This window comes from Pseudomonas sp. SDO52101_S400, from assembly GCF_054071635.1.
On sequence record NZ_JBSVWF010000022.1, the window covers coordinates 21,094 to 40,710 of the forward strand.

General features: G+C 57.1%; 22 protein-coding genes and 1 tRNA gene. 19 read left to right on the plus strand and 4 right to left on the minus strand.

Annotated elements, in window-relative coordinates; all coding sequences use genetic code 11:
• Positions 1-7: 7 nt before the first annotated feature.
• Genes ACW9HX_RS13295 through ACW9HX_RS13305 form a run of 3 tightly spaced genes read left to right on the plus strand, consistent with a single transcriptional unit; the run spans position 8 to position 2,052 of the window.
• Positions 8-799: a TSUP family transporter gene (locus ACW9HX_RS13295; RefSeq protein WP_457380966.1), complete on the plus strand. Its 792-nt coding sequence runs from the start codon at positions 8-10 to the stop codon at positions 797-799.
• Positions 796-1,659, plus strand: a complete 864-nt coding sequence (locus tag ACW9HX_RS13300; RefSeq protein WP_457380967.1) for an alpha/beta hydrolase — start codon at positions 796-798, stop codon at positions 1,657-1,659. Before ACW9HX_RS13295 ends, ACW9HX_RS13300 begins: the two co-directional genes overlap by 4 nt.
• 39 nt (positions 1,660-1,698) lie before the next feature.
• Positions 1,699-2,052: a hypothetical protein gene (locus ACW9HX_RS13305; protein ID WP_457380968.1), complete on the plus strand. Its 354-nt coding sequence runs from the start codon at positions 1,699-1,701 to the stop codon at positions 2,050-2,052.
• On the opposite strand, the gene ACW9HX_RS13310 is transcribed toward ACW9HX_RS13305, so the two are convergent.
• Together ACW9HX_RS13310 and ACW9HX_RS13315 are read right to left on the minus strand one after the other, a co-directional pair.
• Entirely contained in the window at positions 2,049-2,339 is a 291-nt protein-coding gene (locus ACW9HX_RS13310) for a YceK/YidQ family lipoprotein (protein ID WP_457380969.1), read from the minus strand. The two genes, ACW9HX_RS13305 and ACW9HX_RS13310, sit on opposite strands and share 4 nt — an antisense overlap.
• 76 nt (positions 2,340-2,415) lie before the next feature.
• Positions 2,416-2,865: a carboxypeptidase regulatory-like domain-containing protein gene (locus tag ACW9HX_RS13315; protein WP_457380970.1), complete on the minus strand. Its 450-nt coding sequence runs from the start codon at positions 2,863-2,865 to the stop codon at positions 2,416-2,418.
• A 261-nt stretch (positions 2,866-3,126) separates the two neighbouring features.
• Between ACW9HX_RS13315 and ACW9HX_RS13320 the strand changes: the two genes are divergently transcribed.
• The 4 genes from ACW9HX_RS13320 (at position 3,127) to ACW9HX_RS13335 (ending at position 6,131) form a co-directional block, all read left to right on the plus strand.
• Positions 3,127-4,185 (plus strand): PDDEXK nuclease domain-containing protein, encoded by a 1,059-nt coding sequence (locus ACW9HX_RS13320; RefSeq protein ID WP_457380971.1) that lies wholly within the window; start codon positions 3,127-3,129, stop codon positions 4,183-4,185.
• A 69-nt stretch (positions 4,186-4,254) separates the two neighbouring features.
• Positions 4,255-5,238, plus strand: a complete 984-nt coding sequence (locus tag ACW9HX_RS13325; RefSeq protein ID WP_457380972.1) for an alpha/beta hydrolase family protein — start codon at positions 4,255-4,257, stop codon at positions 5,236-5,238.
• 20 nt (positions 5,239-5,258) lie between these two features.
• Entirely contained in the window at positions 5,259-5,672 is a 414-nt protein-coding gene (locus ACW9HX_RS13330) for a hypothetical protein (RefSeq protein ID WP_457380973.1), read from the plus strand.
• Between the two features lie 6 nt (positions 5,673-5,678).
• Complete coding sequence (locus ACW9HX_RS13335; protein WP_457380974.1) at positions 5,679-6,131, plus strand: hypothetical protein; 453 nt, start codon at positions 5,679-5,681, stop codon at positions 6,129-6,131.
• Positions 6,132-6,201: 70 nt separating this feature from the next.
• Here ACW9HX_RS13335 and gabP read toward each other — a convergent pair whose 3' ends face one another.
• Positions 6,202-7,593, minus strand: coding sequence for a GABA permease (gabP, locus tag ACW9HX_RS13340; protein WP_096821940.1), 1,392 nt, complete (start codon positions 7,591-7,593; stop codon positions 6,202-6,204).
• 552 nt (positions 7,594-8,145) lie between these two features.
• Here gabP and ACW9HX_RS13345 point away from each other — a divergent pair.
• The 8 genes from ACW9HX_RS13345 to ACW9HX_RS13380 all read left to right on the plus strand — a co-directional run bounded on the left by ACW9HX_RS13345 (position 8,146) and on the right by ACW9HX_RS13380 (position 15,182).
• Complete coding sequence (locus ACW9HX_RS13345; RefSeq protein WP_007897462.1) at positions 8,146-8,919, plus strand: ABC transporter ATP-binding protein; 774 nt, start codon at positions 8,146-8,148, stop codon at positions 8,917-8,919.
• 13 nt (positions 8,920-8,932) lie between these two features.
• Positions 8,933-9,682, plus strand: coding sequence for an ABC transporter substrate-binding protein (locus ACW9HX_RS13350; RefSeq protein WP_457380975.1), 750 nt, complete (start codon positions 8,933-8,935; stop codon positions 9,680-9,682).
• 78 nt (positions 9,683-9,760) lie between these two features.
• Positions 9,761-10,456 (plus strand): ABC transporter permease, encoded by a 696-nt coding sequence (locus tag ACW9HX_RS13355; protein WP_457380976.1) that lies wholly within the window; start codon positions 9,761-9,763, stop codon positions 10,454-10,456.
• A complete protein-coding gene (locus ACW9HX_RS13360; protein ID WP_007952568.1) occupies positions 10,453-11,142 on the plus strand; it encodes an ABC transporter permease in 690 nt (229 codons plus the stop codon). The genes ACW9HX_RS13355 and ACW9HX_RS13360 overlap by 4 nt, the downstream gene beginning before the upstream one ends.
• Positions 11,123-12,358 (plus strand): methyltransferase, encoded by a 1,236-nt coding sequence (locus ACW9HX_RS13365; RefSeq protein WP_457380977.1) that lies wholly within the window; start codon positions 11,123-11,125, stop codon positions 12,356-12,358. The genes ACW9HX_RS13360 and ACW9HX_RS13365 overlap by 20 nt, the downstream gene beginning before the upstream one ends.
• Positions 12,359-12,702: 344 nt before the next feature.
• Positions 12,703-13,539 (plus strand): FkbM family methyltransferase, encoded by an 837-nt coding sequence (locus ACW9HX_RS13370; RefSeq protein ID WP_457380978.1) that lies wholly within the window; start codon positions 12,703-12,705, stop codon positions 13,537-13,539.
• Between the two features lie 75 nt (positions 13,540-13,614).
• Positions 13,615-13,690: transfer RNA gene (locus tag ACW9HX_RS13375), tRNA-Thr, on the plus strand.
• 172 nt (positions 13,691-13,862) lie between these two features.
• On the plus strand, positions 13,863-15,182 hold the full coding sequence (locus tag ACW9HX_RS13380) for a tyrosine-type recombinase/integrase (RefSeq protein WP_457380979.1): 1,320 nt from the start codon (positions 13,863-13,865) through the stop codon (positions 15,180-15,182).
• Positions 15,183-15,216: 34 nt separating this feature from the next.
• Here ACW9HX_RS13380 and ACW9HX_RS13385 read toward each other — a convergent pair whose 3' ends face one another.
• A complete protein-coding gene (locus ACW9HX_RS13385; RefSeq protein ID WP_063427819.1) occupies positions 15,217-15,564 on the minus strand; it encodes a hypothetical protein in 348 nt (115 codons plus the stop codon).
• A gap of 1,106 nt (positions 15,565-16,670) precedes the next feature.
• Between ACW9HX_RS13385 and ACW9HX_RS13390 the strand changes: the two genes are divergently transcribed.
• The 4 genes from ACW9HX_RS13390 (at position 16,671) to ACW9HX_RS13405 (ending at position 19,531) form a co-directional block, all read left to right on the plus strand.
• Positions 16,671-17,654, plus strand: coding sequence for an integrase domain-containing protein (locus tag ACW9HX_RS13390; protein ID WP_457381012.1), 984 nt, complete (start codon positions 16,671-16,673; stop codon positions 17,652-17,654).
• A complete protein-coding gene (locus tag ACW9HX_RS13395) occupies positions 17,647-17,922 on the plus strand; it encodes a hypothetical protein (RefSeq protein ID WP_223481381.1) in 276 nt (91 codons plus the stop codon). The genes ACW9HX_RS13390 and ACW9HX_RS13395 overlap by 8 nt, the downstream gene beginning before the upstream one ends.
• 180 nt (positions 17,923-18,102) lie before the next feature.
• Entirely contained in the window at positions 18,103-18,657 is a 555-nt protein-coding gene (locus ACW9HX_RS13400; protein WP_223481382.1) for a TIR domain-containing protein, read from the plus strand.
• A 37-nt stretch (positions 18,658-18,694) separates the two neighbouring features.
• On the plus strand, positions 18,695-19,531 hold the full coding sequence (locus ACW9HX_RS13405; RefSeq protein ID WP_248751174.1) for a macro domain-containing protein: 837 nt from the start codon (positions 18,695-18,697) through the stop codon (positions 19,529-19,531).
• The last annotated feature ends 86 nt before the right edge of the window (positions 19,532-19,617 follow it).

The window sequence follows — 19,617 nt, forward strand, 5'->3', positions numbered from 1 at the left end:
AAATGTAATGGCTTGGGATGTAATTGGCATGTTGGCGCTTGTGGCTTTTTGCGCCGGTTTCTTTGATGCAATTGCCGGCGGCGGCGGTTTGATTACTTTGCCTGCCTTGTTTCTGGCGGGTGTCGACCCGATCAGCGCGATTGCCACAAACAAGTTCCAGGCCGCGTCGGCCACTATTTCGGCCACTGTCACCTTTGCTCGCAAAGGAATGATTGAATGGCGCGAAGGACGCTTTCTGGTTATCTGCGCGTTCCTGGGCGGAGCCAGCGGTGCACTGCTGGTCAGTTCCATCGACAAACGCTATCTGGAAGTGTGCGTGCCCATCATGCTTATTCTGGTGGCGATCTACTTTGCGCTCTCGCCGAAACTGGCCAATGAGGATCGACGCAAGAGAATCGGCATTCTACTGTTCTCGTTCACCGTGGCGCCGATCCTGGGCTTCTACGACGGCATATTCGGCCCCGGTGTCGGCTCGTTCTTTATCGTCGGTTTCGTTCTGCTCTGCGGGCTCGGGATGATGCGGGCAATGAGCTTCACCAAACTGGCCAACGCCTCGTGCAATCTGGGTTCGCTGTCAGTCTTCATCACCAAAGGCGTGATCATCTGGCCGATCGCGATTGCCATGGCTCTGGCGGCGTTCCTCGGCGCACAACTGGGCGCAAGAGCCGCTGTCCGGGTTGGCCCGCGCCTGATCAAGCCCATGCTGATCGTGGTCTGCTGCGCATTGGCGATCAAACTTCTGAGCGTGGAGACCAATCCATTGCGCGTTGCCGTCCTTCACACCCTGGCAGCCTTGTGATCAATCGGCTGGCGCTGACCGGCACGTCTCGACTTCGGACTCGGTTGCAGTTCGACGAGGCGCCAACCGGCCCTGAGGGTTTCTTTTCGCAAACCTTCGCGGGCTACGAGCTTGAAGGGCGCGTGCTGGCCGGCCACGCCGGTGAATCATCAACGCCGAAGGTGCTGGCCATTCATGGCGCCCGTTCTGACTATTCGCGACTCAATGCCATCCTGCATCCCTTGCAGGCCCTGGGGGTTGCCAGCCTGAGTTTCAATCTTTCCGGCCACAACCCCGGCGCCGGCATTGCCCCTGAACACACTTCGCTGGCGCATAACCTTCAGGAAGCCTTGCAGTTTGCCGGTCACCTTGGCGCCGAACTCAGCACGGTGATCGGACACAGCCTGGGCGGCGCACTGGCGCTCAAGGTGGCGCAAGCTCATCGCGCTTCAGTCCGCCGAATCGTGCTGTTCTGTCCCGCCCTGTACGCGGAGGCGGCCTGGCAAGAACCGTTTGGCCCTTCCTTCAAACGTGCCATTTCTGTGCCCTACGGTTTTCTCGACTCGCCATCGCTGGCGTTCCTGCGCACATTCGACGGGGAGGTTTTGCTGGTGATCGGCGAATACGATGGCCTCCAGTCAAGCGCATTTGGCGGGATCGCCGGCACGTCTGCCGGAACCCGGCAAATGGGCGCACGAGAGATCTATAGCGCCATTCCATACGAGGTCATCGAGGCCATTGAAAAGAGTCTGGCGCCCCGTCAGTTGAAGAAAATCGTGCTGCCAGGGTGCGACCACGCCGTATCGACGTGGCTTCGGGAAAACACGCTGCACGCAGCGGAACTGGCGAGCGAGATAGCGAGGTTCATCAATGCCCCATAGCCGCTTTGCCGTCACGACAGGAAACAGGTACCAAGCGTCATGAATCAAAGGAAAACCCGTATTCCCCTGCCCCATCCGCCACCCCATCGTCCGAGCCGCATGACTTACTGGCTGACCTTGCTCGTTGCGATGTTGATGGCCCTGGCCATCGGCGCATCGATCTACTTGCTGATCGAGAGCCTGATCACTGGCTCGATCACCACCAACAATCGCGGACCGCGCAGCACTTACACGCTGGCCCTGCAACCTCGTCGGTTCTGGTTCGAGTTTGTGTGGCAGAGCCTCTGCACGTCATTTTTGCTGGCGGCTTGCGTGTTCGGCTTATGGATCTACCGCAAGGTGCTGGCGCCCTTGCACACGCCGAAACGCAAGCGCCGCACAGAGAAAGCCTAGAGCGTATTGATGTAATCGACAGGCAACAGAATGGTATCCAGCGCTGCGTCCACGGGCAGGGAGACGACGGTGATGACCGGACAGACAATCATCATGTAACAGACTATCGCTGCCGGCATGCCATCGCTGCCTCCGCCACGCACACCCAGCAGGTGAAGGTTGCCATCAACCCCTCGGTAATATCGGGCATCCGACAAACCGTCATTCAAACGCCCGATGAGCGTTCCGCAGCCGGTCAACTGCAACACGAGCCCCACCACACAACCCAAACGCAAAATCCCTTTCAAAACAGCGCTTCCTTACGTCACAAAACAGGAGGCGCGGGATTGTACCCGCGCCTCGGCTTTGCGATCACACCTATCGCTATCCAGCGTTATTCCAGTGAAACACCAGATTGCGCGCAGTGCCGCTGCCGACATCTGTCACGTCGTGCCGCGTTTCACCGTTACGCGTGGCCACCACGGTGTACTTGCCAGGTGGCAATTGCACGTACACCAGCGGGCCTGTCTGACTCAGTGTCAGAACGACTTGGCCGGGAGCTTTCTGGATCGTCACGTCAACATCGGCGGTGTATTGGTTTTGCACGCCGACGGCGAAGGTCATGTGCAGGTTGTAGTCAGCGGATTGCTGAATGGCTTTCGACTCATCCAGGCCAATCCCTCCGGCCAGATAACGAATGCCGTTTTGCTCTTGTTGTTGAACCTGCACAGCTGAACTGTCGATCGGCTCCAGACTTGCAGCCTGCAACATGAGCGGAAACAGCAGCACCGCGGCAGCGGCGACGGGCAACACAAATGTTAGAACGCGTTTCATTAGGACGACTCCCGGGTTCTCGCGGAACCCAATCGTTACCCTTTGTTAGATTTTGTCTCGCAGGGTGGGTTCTAGATCGATTGGGAGTTGCCGTTGATACGAAAAGGACTACAGGCCGTATTCCCCGGTCGCTGACTTCGTCAGCCAGATCCCGCAAAACTCGCCCACTCTTCCTTCAGTTGAACCAGACACGGCCGGCATCCCCAGGACCCGGTCTATTGGCATGCTCTTGCTTCTGTTTCTCCTGAGCCGGACGACCTGATGAGCCAACTTGAACCTGCTGACATGCAAGATCCAAAACTCGATTCGCTGCTCGGCGATCTGGGTGAACTGATACGTCAGGCGCGACAGAAAGTGCTGCGAACGGTCGACACGATTCAGGTCCAGACCTGCTGGCAGATCGGGCGACATATTGTCGAGTTCGAGCAGCAGGGTGCCCGGCGGGCGGGGTATGGAAAAAAGCTTCTGGCTACGCTGGCGAAGGAGCTGACTGCGGACTTTGGGAAAGGCTTTGACGTAACCAATCTTCGAAAAATGCGGCAGTTTTATCAGCTCTTTCCAATTCGAGACGCACTGCGTCTCGAATTGAGCTGGACCCATTACCGCAGGATATTGCAGGTCGAAAGCGAATCAGCCCGCCAGTGGTACATGAACGAATCCGCCACGCAAAACTGGTCAAGCCGCGCCCTGGATCGCCAGATCAACACGCTCTACTACGAACGCCTGCTGCTGAGTCGAGACAAAACCGACCTCTATACAGAGGCGGCGACCAACATTGCCGCGATGAAAAGCAATCCCCGGGAATTCATCCGCGACCCCGTCCTACTGGAGTTTCTCGGCCTGCCGTCACCGGGCAAGCTTCAGGAATCGGAACTGGAACAGGCCTTGATCGATCAGCTCCAGGGGTTTCTCCTCGAACTGGGCAAGGGGTTCGCTTTTGTCGGCCGCCAGCAACGTATCAGTGCTGGTGACGATGATTTTTACATTGACCTGGTGTTCTATAACTATCTGCTCAAGTGCTTCGTCATCCTTGATCTGAAGCGCGGCAAACTCAGCGCTCGGGACGTAGGCCAGATGGACATGTACATCCGCATGTACGATGACCTCAAGCGCAGCGAGGGCGATGGACCGACGGTGGGGATCATTCTTTGCGCACAGCAAAATGAATCGGTTGCGCGCTACACGATTCTCAAGGGCAATGAACAACTGTTCGCGAGCAGCTACAAACGGGTGCTGCCGAGCGAAGAGGAGTTACGAGCGGAGTTGAACCGGGAACACACGCGGCTGGAAGAACGCTTGAGCGATCAGCCGGCTGATTGACCGCTGCCGGATTGTTCACCGAGCCACCTGAGACTATCGTTGGCAGCTACTCCGCGAAGGTCGACAGCCATGGGTTTTCAAGAGACGCACGCACTGGAAGGCGCTCAGAACAGAACCGCACTCGCAAGCGCCGATCTGGACGCCCCCTTCCACGAGCCCGCCGCCGATGGCTATCCCCTTGGCGGTTTCACCTGGCGTCACGCTTCGCCCGATCCACAAAGACCGGTGGTGATAATCAACGCCGCCACCTCCGTGCGTTGCCGCCACTATTCGCGCTTCGCCGCGTTCCTGTTCGCCAACGGGTTTGACGTGATCATTTATGACTACCGGGGCATTGGTGAGTCGCGGCCGAAGTCGATGAGGCATTTGCAGGCCTCGTGGACGGATTGGGGCGCACTGGATTTCGAAGCGATGCTCACGCGCGCGCAACGTGAGTTTCCCGGTCAACCGATCGATGTGGTCGGCCACAGCTTTGGCGGTTGTGCGGCGGGGCTGGGGGCATCCGGGCAGGTGATCCGACGATTGGTAACGGTCGGCGCACAATTCGCCTACTGGCGCGATTACGCTCCCGAGCACCGCTGGCGGATGTTCGGCAAATGGCATCTGCTGATGCCGCTGGTCACGCTGTTCCGGGGGTACTTTCCGGGCAAACGACTCGGTTGGCTGGAAGATACTCCGGCGGGCGTGGTGCGCGACTGGAGTACGCCTGGCGCACGTTATGAGCAGCGCCCGAGCGGTCGGGCAATGCTGGAGAAAAGCGGCCACCTGCCCTTTGCCAACGTCCGCGCAACTACCTTGGCGATCAGTATCAGTGACGACCCTTACGGGACCATTCCGGCAACCGAACGCCTGCTCAATTACTTCCGCAACGCCCGAAAGACTCACCTGCGAATCGAACCGCAGGACATCGGCGAACAAGAAGTCGGACATTTCGCCTTTTTTCGCAGCGCATACCAAGCCACACTATGGCCCATCGCTCTGACCTGGCTGCAAACCGGCGCACTGGCCCCCGACACACCGGGGCGGCAAGTACCGCGCAGCCAAGCCCTTTAACGCACCACGGAACACACACCATGGCTTCTGCCAACAAGCAGCAAAAACGCGCCGCCCGGGCCAAGACCAAGGCCAGGCAGAACCGCACCAAACGTGCCGAAGCGCCAGTCGAGCTGGACCCGAACGACGACCGCATCGATTTCGAGTCGGTGGATCTGACCGAACTGTTCAAGAAAATGATCGACGCCGAGAAGATCAGTCAGCAGGCCATGTGCACCGCATTCCTCGAAGACCCGTTGCTGGAGCTGGTGTACGAACAGGAAGGCGAAGAAGGCGCGATGGATTTCATCCTCGCGGCGCTGATCGAGTACCGCCAGTGGTCCACCGAGACCGACGAGGCTGGTGCCCTGGCGTGGATCGAATCGCCAGATTTCCAGAAAGACTATGTGGCCGCGTCCGACGCAATCGCCGCACAAACCCAACAGAAAAACTGAGTTCCCATGGCATCCCTGAACAAGCAGCAGAAACGCGCCAAACGCGCCAAGGCCAAAGCCAAGCAAATCCGCATGGTCGGTCGCAAACCTCTGGCCCAGGACGATGACCTCGGTCACCTGGCCGAGCCGATCCCGGAATACACCCTGGCGATGTTCAGCAAGATGCGCGACGCCGAAGCCGTCAGCCGCAACGACATGCTGCTGACGCTGCTGCGGGAGCTGGCGTTCATCATCGTCGATCATCCTGAACTGCTGGACATGGAAAACGCCGACAACGAAGGCATGGCCGCCACCCACCTCGCCGCCGACATGTTGATCGACTACCGCATGTGGGCCGATGGCATGGATCGCGAGACCGCCCAGGCCTGGCTGAGCGAACCGCAGTTCATCACCGATTTCGGGATTGCGCTGGACACCTACGGTCAGTCGGTGGAAGCACAGGAAGAGAAGAGCGAATAAATCGCCCGCAGTAACAAAAACGGCCGCTTGTCATCACTGACAGCGGCCGTTTTGCATTACGCGATACGGATCAGTTCAGAACCGCCGCACCACGGTTTTCCGCCTTGCGACGGCGAGCCACCAGCAGACCGGTAGCCACCACCACCAGACTCAGCAGGCCGGTTGCGAGGATTTCCACGCGGTGGGCGTCCTGGAACAGCATGATGGTCAGGGCTGCGACGATGAATGCGATCACCGCGTAGGTCAGGCCTGGGAACAGCCACATGCTGAAGACGATTTTTTCGCCGCGAGCCATGCGTTGTTTACGCATGCGCAGTTGCGAAATCGCGATCACCAGGTACACCAGCAGCGCGATGGCACCGGAGCTGGCCAGCAGGAATTCGAACACCGCAGCCGGGGCCACGTAGTTGGCGAAGGTGCACAGGAACGCCGCGCCAGTGGACAGCATCACCGCCCAGTAAGGGGTGCCGCTCTTGTTGGTGCGGGTTGCCATGGCCGGAGCATCGCCACGCTTGCCGAGGGAGAACAGCATGCGCGAAGAGGTGTACAGCGCCGAGTTCAGGCAACTGGTCACCGCGACCAGTACCACGATGTCGACGATCATCTTGGCGTTCGGGATGCCCATGCGCTCAAGCACAGTCTGGTAGGAGCCGAGGCTGGCCAGAACCGGGTCGTTCCATGGCACCAGGGCCACAACGATGAAGATCGATACGAGGTAGAACAGGCCGATCCGCCAGATCACCGAGTTGGTGGCCTTGGAAATCTGTTTGCCAGGGTTCTTCGATTCCGCGGCCGCAATGGTCACGATCTCGGTACCCATGAAGGAGAACATGGTGGTCAGGATCGCACCCAACACCGCGCCCATACCGTTTGGCAGGAAGCCCTGGGTGTCGAAGATGTGCGAAACGCCGCTGACCTGGCTGTTCGGCAGGAAGCCGAAAATGGCCGCGATGCCGAGGATGATGAAACCGATGATCGCCACGACTTTGAGCAGGGCGAACCAGAATTCGAACTCACCGTAGTTTTTCACGCTGAACAGGTTGGTCACGGTCAGCAGCATGGTGATGATCAGCGCGAAGGCCCAGATTTCCACACTCGGGAACCAGGCGTGCAGGATGGTCGCGGCGGCGTTGGCCTCCAGCGGGATCACCAGCACCCAGAACCACCAGTACAGCCAGCCGATGGTGAAACCGGCCCAATGGCCGATGGCACGGTCGGCATAAGTCGAGAAGGAGCCAGTGTCAGGCGAGGCAACTGCCATTTCGCCGAGCATGCGCATGACCAGCACAACCAGCGCGCCGGCAGCGGCGTAAGCCAGCAGAACAGCGGGACCGGCAGCGGCGATGGCGTGGCCGGAGCCTACGAACAGACCTGCACCGATCACCCCGGCGATCGACAGCATGGTCACATGACGCGGTTTGAGCCCCTGTTCGAGGCCATTGGAGCTTTGGGTACTGCTCATTGAAACTACCTTTGCGAGGAAAGCGATTGCGTCCGGCCCGTCTGGCGTTCCTTCTCGTAAAAAGAATCCAACGGGGCGTTCCAGATTCTGCACGCAATAATTGCGCCAAAATGTTTCAAACTCTTCTGGTCTGCGGTTTTCAGCTCGACCGGACAGTCATCGCAAGTCCTTGAGAATAATGGCCTTTCGCCAAAGCGTTACCCTGCGACTCACTTTTTAAACGATCGAGCGCACCAGAAACACACTGAAAAAGTGTGGGATGCACAATAAAAGGGCGAATGAGGAACGTTCGGCCGGATAGCGCTTCCAACACCCCGCCAAAGGTGGCAACATCGCGCCTTTTTTTACGCGACACCCACGGGAATCAACGTTCAAACACCCGTTCGGTTGTTGATGGGGCGACAGTCTGCTGCGCCGATGCGACAACCTGTCACACGCCATCCGTTTACCGCCCGTAGCGCTGTTGGCTGCCATTGAAACGCTATGCTAGCTTGGCCGCCTCGCCAGGAAGGCCAACCAACAGCAGGAGCGCAACATATATGAGGAACGCACATGGCTGAGGCCACGCCCGCGCTTGAAATCCGCAACTTGCACAAACGCTACGGACAGCTTGAGGTGCTCAAAGGCATCTCGCTGACCGCCCGCGACGGCGACGTGATCTCGATCCTGGGTTCCTCCGGTTCCGGCAAGTCCACGTTCCTGCGTTGCATCAACCTGTTGGAAAACCCGCATCAGGGCCAGATCCTGGTGGCCGGGGAAGAACTCAAGCTCAAGGCCGCCAAGAACGGCGAACTGGTTGCCGCCGACGGCAAGCAGATCAATCGCCTGCGCTCCGAGATTGGTTTTGTGTTTCAAAACTTTAATCTGTGGCCGCACATGAGCGTGCTCGACAACATCATCGAAGCCCCGCGCCGCGTGCTCGGCCAGAGCAAGGCCGAAGCCATCGAAGTCGCCGAAGCCCTGCTGGCCAAGGTCGGCATCGCCGACAAGCGCCACGCCTACCCGGCGCAACTGTCCGGCGGCCAGCAACAGCGCGCAGCGATTGCCCGCACGCTGGCGATGCAGCCCAAGGTGATCCTGTTCGACGAGCCCACCTCCGCCCTTGACCCGGAAATGGTCCAGGAAGTACTTAATGTCATCCGCGCATTGGCCGAAGAAGGCCGCACCATGCTGCTCGTGACCCACGAAATGGGGTTCGCCCGTCAGGTGTCCAGTGAAGTGGTGTTCCTCCACCAGGGCCTGGTCGAAGAGCAAGGATCGCCACAGCAGGTGTTCGAAAACCCGCTTTCGGCGCGCTGCAAACAATTCATGTCCAGCAACCGCTAACGGAGCTACCCGCATGCAGAACTACAAAAAGGTCTTCCTGGCCGCCGCCGTCTCCCTGGCGTTCAGCGCCGGCGCCATGGCCGAGACCCTGAAGATGGGCATCGAAGCGGCTTACCCGCCGTTCAACAACAAAGATGCCAGCGGCAACGTCGTCGGCTTCGACAAAGACATCGGCGACGCCCTGTGCGCCAAGATGAAAGTCGAATGCACCGTGGTCACCTCTGACTGGGACGGCATCATCCCGGCCCTGAACGCCAAGAAGTTCGACTTCCTGATTTCTTCGATGTCGATCACCGACGAGCGCAAGCAAGCGGTGGACTTCACCGACCCGTACTACTCCAACAAGCTGCAATTCATCGCGCCGAAAAACGTCGACTTCAAAACCGACAAGGCTGCGCTGAAAGGCAAGGTGATCGGCGCTCAGCGCGCGACCCTGGCCGGCACCTTCCTGGAAGACCACTTCGGTGACGACATCACCGTCAAGCTCTACGACACCCAGGAAAACGCCTACCTCGACCTGACTTCCGGTCGTCTGGACGGCATCCTCGCCGACAAATACGTCAACTACGAGTGGCTGAAAAGCGACGCCGGCAAGGCCTACGAATTCAAGGGCGACCCGGTGGAAGAAAGCGACAAGATCGGTATCGCTGTACGTAAAGGCGACGCCATCCGCGAGAAGCTGAACGTCGCGCTGAAGGAAATCGTTGCTGACGGCACCTACAAAAAGATCAACGACAAGTACTTCCCGTTCAGCATCTACTGATCCTGACCTGCCGGATCGACGTCGCTACGCAGCGACGCCGATCCCCGGCCTTGCCTGCCGCGATTTGAAAAGAAATCCATGATTATCGACCTCTACGGATTCGGCCCGGCGCTCGCCGCCGGCGCGCTGATGACCGTCAAACTGGCACTTTCGGCCCTGTGCCTTGGGCTGGTGCTCGGTCTGCTCGGCGCCTTGGCCAAGACTTCACCGTACAAGCCGTTGCAATGGCTTGGCGGCACTTATTCGACCCTGGTGCGCGGCGTCCCGGAATTGCTCTGGGTGCTGTTGATCTACTTCGGTACGGTCAACGCCATGCGCGCGCTCGGTGAGTTCTTCGGCAATCCCGAACTGGAACTCAGCGCCTTCGCCGCTGGCGTCATCGCGCTGGGCCTGTGCTTCGGCGCCTACGCCACGGAAGTGTTCCGCGGCGCGATCCTCGCCATTCCCAAAGGCCACCGTGAAGCCGGCGTGGCCCTGGGCCTGTCGAAATGGCGGATCTTCACCCGGTTGATCATGCCGCAGATGTGGCGCATCGCCCTGCCCGGCCTGGGCAACCTGTTCATGATCCTGATGAAGGACACCGCACTGGTGTCGGTGATCGGTCTGGAAGAAATCATGCGTCACGCGCAGATCGGCGTGACTGTGTCCAAACAGCCGTTCACCTTCTATATGGTCGCAGCCTTCATGTACCTGGGCCTGACCGTGCTGGCCATGACCGGCATGCACTTCCTGGAAAAACGCGCCGCACGCGGCTTCGCGAGGAGCGCTCAATGAACTGGGAAGTCATCATCAAGTGGCTGCCGAAACTGGCTCAGGGCGCGACCCTGACCCTGGAACTGGTAGCCATCGCCGTCATCGCCGGATTGCTGCTGGCAATCCCGCTGGGCATCGCCCGCTCTTCGAAGCTGTGGTACGTGCGCGCTTTGCCCTACGCCTACATCTTCTTTTTCCGTGGCACGCCGTTGCTGGTTCAGTTGTTCCTGGTCTATTACGGCCTGGCGCAGTTCGATGCGGTGCGTAACAGCTCGATGTGGCCGTACCTGCGCGATCCGTTCTGGTGCGCCACCGCGACCATGACCCTGCACACGGCGGCGTACATCGCCGAGATCCTGCGCGGCGCGATTCAGGCGATTCCGCCGGGTGAGATCGAAGCGGCGCGGGCACTGGGCATGTCCCGGCCGAAAGCGCTGTTCTACATCATCCTGCCGCGTGCCGCGCGCATCGGCCTGCCGGCCTACAGCAACGAAGTGATCCTGATGCTCAAGGCCAGTGCCCTGGCCAGTACCGTGACTTTGCTGGAACTGACCGGCATGGCCCGTACGATCATTGCCCGCACTTATTTGCCGGTAGAAATCTTCTTCGCTGCCGGCGTGTTCTATCTGGTGATGGCCTACGTGCTGGTTCGCGGCTTCAAGCTGCTGGAACGCTGGCTGCGCGTCGATGCGTGCCAGGGGCGCTGAATCTTCTTACGTGCTGACGGGCGAGGACCTGCTCGCCCGCTTCACGGCACTGGATACATTTCTCACAACGCATCAGGCGCTGTGGAAGCCTCGCCCGTTTACTCATCTGCAACTTCCGTGGGAAGCGTCCTACCCTGAGCTGGCCTTGTGGCTACGTGGACGGTCGCTGGAGGATGCGGAAAACGCCCACAACAACCCAGCCGATCTTCTGGATGCGCCGGAGCCCTTTGCTTCATTGGCGGCGTTATCGCTTGAGTTGAGTGCAGTGGGTGAATTACCTGCGCGTGATCTGGAAGCCGCCGGTCATCGCCTGAATGTCGATGTGCCCGGGCGCAAATGGCAGCAGATCGAGGCCTTCGCCAGTCGCTTGTCGTTTGCCACGCAACCGAAGCACTGGCTGGATTGGTGTTCGGGCAAAGGCCATTTGGGCCGACGCCTGCTCGGTGCCGGCCAGCAGCTCACCTGCCTGGAATACGACCCGGCGCTGGTCGCCAGCGGTCAGGTGCTGAGTCAGCGTCATCACTTGCACGCACTGCATGTCGAACAGGATGTGCTCGCAGCGGACACGGCTTTATTGCTGAACACCGAACACACCCCTGTCGCCCTGCACGCTTGCGGTGATCTGCATGTGCGGCTGATGCAATTGGCCTCCGCCGCCGGCTGCCGACAACTGGCAATTGCACCGTGCTGCTACAACCGGATCAGTCGCACTGAATATCAGGCGTTGTCCTCCGCAGGTTCACGCTCAGTCCTACAGCTCTCGCTGGAAGATCTTTCACTGCCAATGAGCGAAACCGTCACCGCCGGTGCCCGCGTCCGACGTCAGCGTGACACCTCCATGGCTCGCCGACTGGCTTTCGATCTGCTGCAACGGCAAGTGCGCGGCGTCGACGAATACCTGCCGACGCCGTCCTTGCCGAGCGCGTGGCTGGAAAAACCGTTTGCCGATTTCTGCCGCGACCTGGCAGCGCTGAAAGAGTTATCCACAATCGGCTCGCCAGATTGGGTAGCACTGGAAACCGCTGGCTGGCAGCGATTGGCCGAAGTTCGCAACCTGGAATTGCTGCGGGGACTCTTCCGACGGCCGCTGGAGCTTTGGCTGAATCTTGATCGGGCACTTTTTCTCACTGAACAGGGATACATCGTACGCCTCGGCACCTTCTGCGAAGCGCCGCTCACACCGCGCAATCTCCTGCTATTGGCCGAGCGCGCTTAAATCTTTACAGCCTGTGGATAACTCTGTTGATGGAATTCTCGTGGATCCAATATCCACGCCTGTTTCAAGCCATTAACAGCCCTGGTCATTTTTTGTTCATATGAATAAAAAACCGGTAAAACAGGGATTTGCGATTCAAATGAGAACCCGTCCACAAAATCCAGCCTAAACCCGCCTGCTTAAACGCCCGTTGTGCATAAGCCCCCAAGCAAAAGGACATAACCGCCGAATTGCGGACGCCGGCAACGGAAAATTGCACCTGCCCACCACCCTTGCTATACAGGCTCACACCGTGCCGGCAGCGCACGCACGAACAAGAAGAACCTGATCGACAGGGAGTGACCGTGACGTTCATCTCTTACGCACAGAATTTCGAAGACATCCGCCTGTGGCGCGCCCTCAAGTTCTTTGAAAACGGCTTCTACATTGATGTCGGCGCCAACGACCCGACCCATGATTCGGTCACCAAGGCGTTCTACGATCGCGGCTGGAGCGGCATCAACGTCGAGCCGATGCAGAACTTCCACGACGCCCTGCAACAGCAACGCCCCCGCGACACCACGTTGCAATGCATCGCCAGTGATAAGCCCGGCGAAGTGACCTTCTACGGCATTCCCGGCACCGGCCTGTCCACCGCCGACCCTGTCACCGCCCAGGAGCGCCGCGACCTCGGCCTCGACGTGCGCAGCCTCACCGTCAAGGCCCGCACCCTGACCTCGATCTGCGAAGAACATGCAACGGGCCGCGAAATCCACTTCCTGAAAATCGACGTCGAGGGCCACGAAGAGACCGTGCTGCGCGGCATGGACTTCAGCCGCTTCCGCCCGTGGATCATCCTTATCGAAACCCCATTCGAACGCGACCACACCTGGGAACACCTGATCACCGACGCCGGCTACACCAACGTCTGCTTCGACGGCCTTAACAGCTACTTCCTGGCCGCCGAACACCTGAACCTCAAACCCGCCTTCGACATGCCGCCCTGCCAGCTCGACAACTTCCAGCTATGCCTCGGCCACCCCTTCGCCCACCCCGTCAGCCCCAGCGAAGCCGACGCCCTGGCGCAAATCAGCGCCGCCACGCAACGCGCCGAACACGCCGAAGCCCAACTGCGCGCCCTCCAGAACAACCGCGCCTGGCTAGCGATCCAGAAACTGCGCAACGTCCTGCGCCGAGCCTGATCGGAGCCCGCGCAAAAATAGTCTGAATTCAGGGGTTTACAGAAGCAACCGAGTCGCTATAATCGTCGCCCACACGCCGGTATAGCTCAGATGGTAGAGCAACTGACTTGTAATCAGTAGGTCCCGGGTTCGATTCCTGGTGCCGGCACCATACAAGGTTCCAGAGAAGGCTTTCAAAATCTCTGGAACCCCCGAAAAACCCGCCTTCTGGCGGGTTTTTTCGTTTTGGCGTTCCATCGGCTTCCGTCAGAAACTGGTGGATTCCAACCGTTTTAAGGGTAGAGTTTGGGATACAGGTCACTTCGATAAAAGGGAGTACCCTTATGTCGCGCACCACAGCTCCGCTCTCCGACGCAGCTTGCCGCTTGGCAAAACCTACAGACCGCGCCTACAAGCTTTTCGACGGCGATGGCCTCTACCTCCTAGTCCAGCCCAATGGCCGCAAAGGCTGGCGGCTCCGTTACGTCAAACCTGACGGACGCGAAGGACTGACCTCGTTCGGCAACTACCCCGTCATTGGCCTCGCCGATGCGCGCCGCAAGCGCTTGGAAGTTAAGCGAATGCTGGCGGATGGCGTTGATCCTATAGAGACCAAGCACCAAGCCAAGGCGGAAGCCGTAATCAAAGGCAGAACCTTTGAAAGCGTTGCGCTCGACTGGCATACGGAAATGTCAGCCAAGTGGGCACCAGGCCATTCCAAGACAGTGATGAGCCGCCTCAAAACCCACGTGTTCCCGCTGATCGGCGCCCGCGCCATTGTCGACCTCGACACCCATGACCTCATGCAGCCCTTGGAAGCGATCAAGAAACGCGGAACGATAGACGTTGCTTTAAGGGTACAAAACTACCTGCAGAGCATCATGCGCGAGGCAAAGCGCCTCCGGCTTATCACCATAAACCCTGCTTACGACCTCGAAGGCTCGATCAAAGCCCCGCGGGTGGTACATCGCCCCGCTCTACCCTTATCGCGACTGCCGGAACTGGAGGAGCGGATCGACACCTATAAAGGCCGGGCACTTACCCGCCTGACGGTGATGCTGTCGCTGCATGTGTTTGTACGATCCAGCGAGCTGCGTTTCGCACGCTGGAGCGAGTTCGACCTCAAGCGCGGCACCTGGGAGATACCGGACACTCGACCTGCGTTGGAGGGAGTACCCTTTTCCACAAGGGGTACGAAGATGGCAGGGGATATCCATTTAGTACCCTTATCGCCGCAAGCAGTGGCGCTACTCGAAAAAATCCATGCACTCACAGGCAAATTCGCATTGGTCTTCGCAGGGGATGCCAAACCCTGGAAGCCCATGTCCGAAAATACCGTGAACAACGCGCTTCGGACGATGGGATACGACACCAAAACCGATATCTGCGGGCATGGATTTCGTTCGATGGCCTGCAGCGCACTGATCGAGTCAGGATTGTGGTCGGAGACGGCTATTGAACGGCAGATGAGCCACAAGGAGCGCAACAACGTCCGCGCCGCTTACATCCACAAGGCCGAGTTCATCGAGGAGCGCAGGCTGATCATGAACTGGTGGAGCCGGTACCTAGAGGCGAACCGTGAAGAGCATGTCACTCCGCATGAGTTCGCCAACCAGATTGGGGCGAATGTAACTCGGATGAAGGTGAAGCGGATCATTGATTGAGTCCGCCCGCCCTTAGATCCCTGAGGCAATCCCGCTATGGGAAGATGCCTAAGACCTCAGGGGTCAAGATCTGAAGCCCAATCCCCGACAACAGACTTGTACCCAGCAAGAAGAGAGCTACTTTCAACACCAAGCGAATACCACCGCCGAACCCTTTATGACGCAACAAGTAACTGGCAACAATCTTCCGGTAAGCATCACCGTGGCTAAACGCATAGGCGATCGCTACCGCGAAGACAAACCATGCAGCGCGCTCAGGATGAGGCATTGTGATTATGGTCAACGCCAAACCGACACAAACAAAACCAATGCTATTCACTTTCTTGAAATAGCTCTTGGCGATGGCTTCATCTTCATCGTCCAGAAAGAAATTCGGTCTCATTGATATGCTCCTTTTGAGATCACAGTGCCGATCACCATGTCATCCAGTCACAGATTAAGAACTCTCCTTGACCGTTTCCACCCGAAGCAGGCGCATTTCTCCCGCAAATCGACAGGAGCATGTCACTCCACACGAATTCGCGAACCAGACCGGAGCTAACGTCACTCGCCTAAAAGTAAAACGTGGCGCAACCGAGTAAGCGTTCGGTCTTCATATCTCAGTGATCCGCTTGTCCACGCGGGTCCATCCAAACAGGGCTGCAAAGCCGCCCTGTTTGGATGGACCTCACTTAAAAAATCTAAAGCCAACGCAACTGTCTGTGGAAAACCACAGATTTCCACCGGTGGATAATTTCATCCACAGCCGCAGAACTCCCGAAAATTGGAGTCTTGACCCGAATTATCCACAGGCGTAGAAAAGATCGGGCAAAGCGCTGTCGTTGACAGCAACCCAGGTAGCCAGAACCTTTAAGGCTACGCCACACCGTGGTGGTTCTCCCAAAGTGCGATTAGCGTCCGGCGGCTCGCACGGTCACTCACCGAGTGATGGATGCCAACTTCAGATCATTGCCATTGCGGCAAATACATCCCCCTACCCAGCTGCTCTGCAGCAACCTATCCGCTTGGCCATTTCACTGCGCCAACCTGCGCCCGTCTCTTTCTTCCGGAAAGAGACGGGCGCGCCTACCGCTGCTGCAGCCCAACTCGTACAAGGCTTTGCGGCATTCCCCCTCGTGACAATCGGCGTGACAAACACCGAAATCACCAGCAACAGCGATGCAGATGATGGTGCCGCAGCCCACGGAATGGACTGCACCTGACTGACAGTCAGGCATGCCCCGGTCATCGCATCCCTGCCTTCACCTGACTCAGGATCTCGCGGCACCGGTTTCGTCAGCCAGTGCAGCCTCCACCCGCCCACCTCTTCGGAGGTGCTCAGGAGGCCAGATCATGAGATGCCCAAGCTCCCGGTCGTAAAGAGCCGTCAGTCCCGCGTTAGTGGATAACCCTCACAGGTCGCAGGGGCCTTGATCCCTGATAACACTCAACATCCTTGGCGGGATGACGTGGGGCGAGGATCGGAGAACGGGAGATGAGGTGATTGAGATGGCATTGGTGGGTAGACGCGATGGCCGCAATTTCGGCTACGGCAGGCAATTGAGCTACGCAGGACCGCAGGCATTGAAAGACATGTTCGGCGGCGGCCACTACGGCACGGTGAAGGCACACTGTGATCGGTGGCAGGCATTCGTGAAGTGGTGCCGCTCAGATCAGGGCCCCGGTATCAATGATGCGCGGCAGATTGATCGGAAGGTATTGGCGGACTATGCGGCGTATCTGCGCGACGTGGTTAGGCGCGGTGACCTCGCCGTCAGCACCGCACAAAATCGGCTTTCCAGCGTTAACAGGACCATGGCGGCGCTTCGCGGTGATCAGTACGTGAAGTTGCCAAGTCCGAGCAAGGCGTTGGGTATGCAGCGTACCGGGGTCCGTCACTCGGTTCCGCAGGGCCAAGACCGCGAACAGGTTAAGCAGGTCGTCAATGTGCTTTGCAACCATCATCAGCTGCGGGCCGCCGCGATTGTTCTGTTGGCGCGAGCCACCGGCATGCGCTTGCGTGAGGCCATATTGGCTGACCTGCCACGGCTAAGCCGTGAAGCTAAGAACTTCGACAAGATCAATATCCAAGACGGTACGAAAGGTGGCCGCTCCGGCACCTCGGCGCCACCTTGGATTGCGGTGGATGACTATGTACTTGATGCGCTTGCATTGGCGGAGCAGGTGTCGCCTCTGGGTAGCCGCAACTTGATTGCGCCAAATGAAAGCTACTTGAACGTGTTGCAGGAAGTCGTCCGCCCGGCGCGGGACATCCTTCATGCACAGAATCTTAAAGCCCTCCACGAGTTACGAGCAGCGTTTGCATGTGAAAGCTATGAACGGATCACCCATCACCGCGCACCTATCAACGGCGGTGATTGCTCTCGGATAGATCGGCGCCTTCATTTTGAGGCTCTGAGGCAAATCAGCTATGAGCTGGGACACGGTCGAATCGACGTGGTCGCCGCCTACATTGGGGGTAGGCATGAGTAAGCCATTCGATATGGAGATATTTTTAGCTGGGGTATTGACCGGGTCACACGCGACGCGGGAACGTCATTTGCGTCAGTCCAAGATTATCCAAGCAGAGATTGCAGAACGCTGGCAGCGGCTGACGCCATGGACTTGGCAGAGAAAGCATGTTGCGTGGTTTCTCGATCATCGGCTAGGTCGGCGCAGTGAGGCGACACGGTATTACTATTTACTGACTGTACGTCTGCTCACTCGTCGTTTAGCAAAATCATGGGTTTTCAAACTCTGAGTGAGATTCAGGTTTGGATAGTTACGGACGACAGCAATAGACCCAGCGATGACACTACCGCCAAGCAAAATGATGACCTACAGGGAAGCTAAGGGTAGTCACAATTCGTCCCCTAACTCGGTGTTTCCGTCTACGAAAGGAGCTATATTGTGATTTCCACCCTTTCAACCTGGATGAACGATGACGAACCGAAATGGAAATTACTGCGCGTTCTATGTTGCAGAGCCGTTCAACGAAAGCTCACTTAAAGCTCACGCCACTCCCGACTTTGTTTATTACAACATGTTGCGTGCATGGAAGGGTAAAGACTCAGCCTTCCCTTTCAACGACTCGCATGCCAAAACCTATAGCGTCAGGGACGGCAGTGACTGGGAAGCTACTTTGAAGCCTAGATTGCGCCAGCGCCTACAGGTTTCGAAAAACATCATTCTATTTCTAAGCAACTCCACTATTGAGTCGAAAGCGCTTAAGGAAGAAATCGAGTATGGTATCAGCAACCAAGGACTGCCGGTGATAGTCGCATATCCTGGATTTGATCTTCTCTTGAGCAATGGAAGTTTGAAAAAAGAAGTCAAAGATCTTTGGAATAAGCTTCCAACATTCAAGAGACTGATGGACGGAGTGCCAACACTTCACATTCCTTTGCAAAAAGACGCAATCACAAAGGCTTTAAGCAACTCTAATTTCTCGCTCTCGACTAAGTGCAAACCTAGCATCTATCGCTATGACGAATGATGACTGAGCTAAATTGGCGACTGCTTAGGAGAGCATTGTGAAAAAAGTAGATTTTTTTGATCGGCAATTGGTAAAGGATTTTAAAGAAAGAATTTCAACGGTGAGTACTGTCTTCTCACTTTTTTTGATTTTCGTAGAGATCCCTTCTGACAAAAAAGCTGCTGCGGGATGTATTTTTGTTTTAGCCCTAATTATTTTATATATAATTCTGTGGCAGCGCGCGAACAAGCTAAACCTGGTTGAGCTTGACATTGAAGGAAGCAAAGTAACAATAAAAAGCGGCGATATTTTTTCGGAGCGCGGACTTAAGGTTATTGCCTTTAATGAATATTTTGACACAGTGGTTGACGACAAAATAATCTCTGCACACTCTTTAAATGGTGTATTCATAAATCACCACTTACCTGCAACACTAGCAAAACTCGACCAACACATAGAGAACTATGCATTTGATGCGGATGAGCTTGCCGAACGCAATGATGCACGAGCGGAGGGCAAGAAGCAACGCTACAACATAGGCACTCTATGTGTATATGACGATTTCATTCTCGCTGCCTTTTCAAAATTTGATAAGAGCAATCGTGCGGTTTTGACTATGCCAGAATACTTAGAATTTTTAATTAATTTCTGGGATAGGATAAATAAGGTCTACGCCCAACAAAGCGTGTCCACGCCAGTGTTCGGCTCGGGAATCACCAGAATAAAAGAACATAAAAATATTACGGACGAAGATCTTCTGAAAATAATGCTATGGACTTTTCGAATTAGTGAAATGCGCTTCAAATACCCGGCAAAACTTACCATCGTCGTTCACAAAGACAAAATGGCCAGTATTAACCTTCTTGATATTAAGTCAGTAAGAAACGGAATATAAGAAACTCAGAGACGATACCATCACTGGCATTCGCTTAAGCCTTAGTATCCTCTTCTGGGTGAAAGCAGCCATTTTCAAAATGGCTG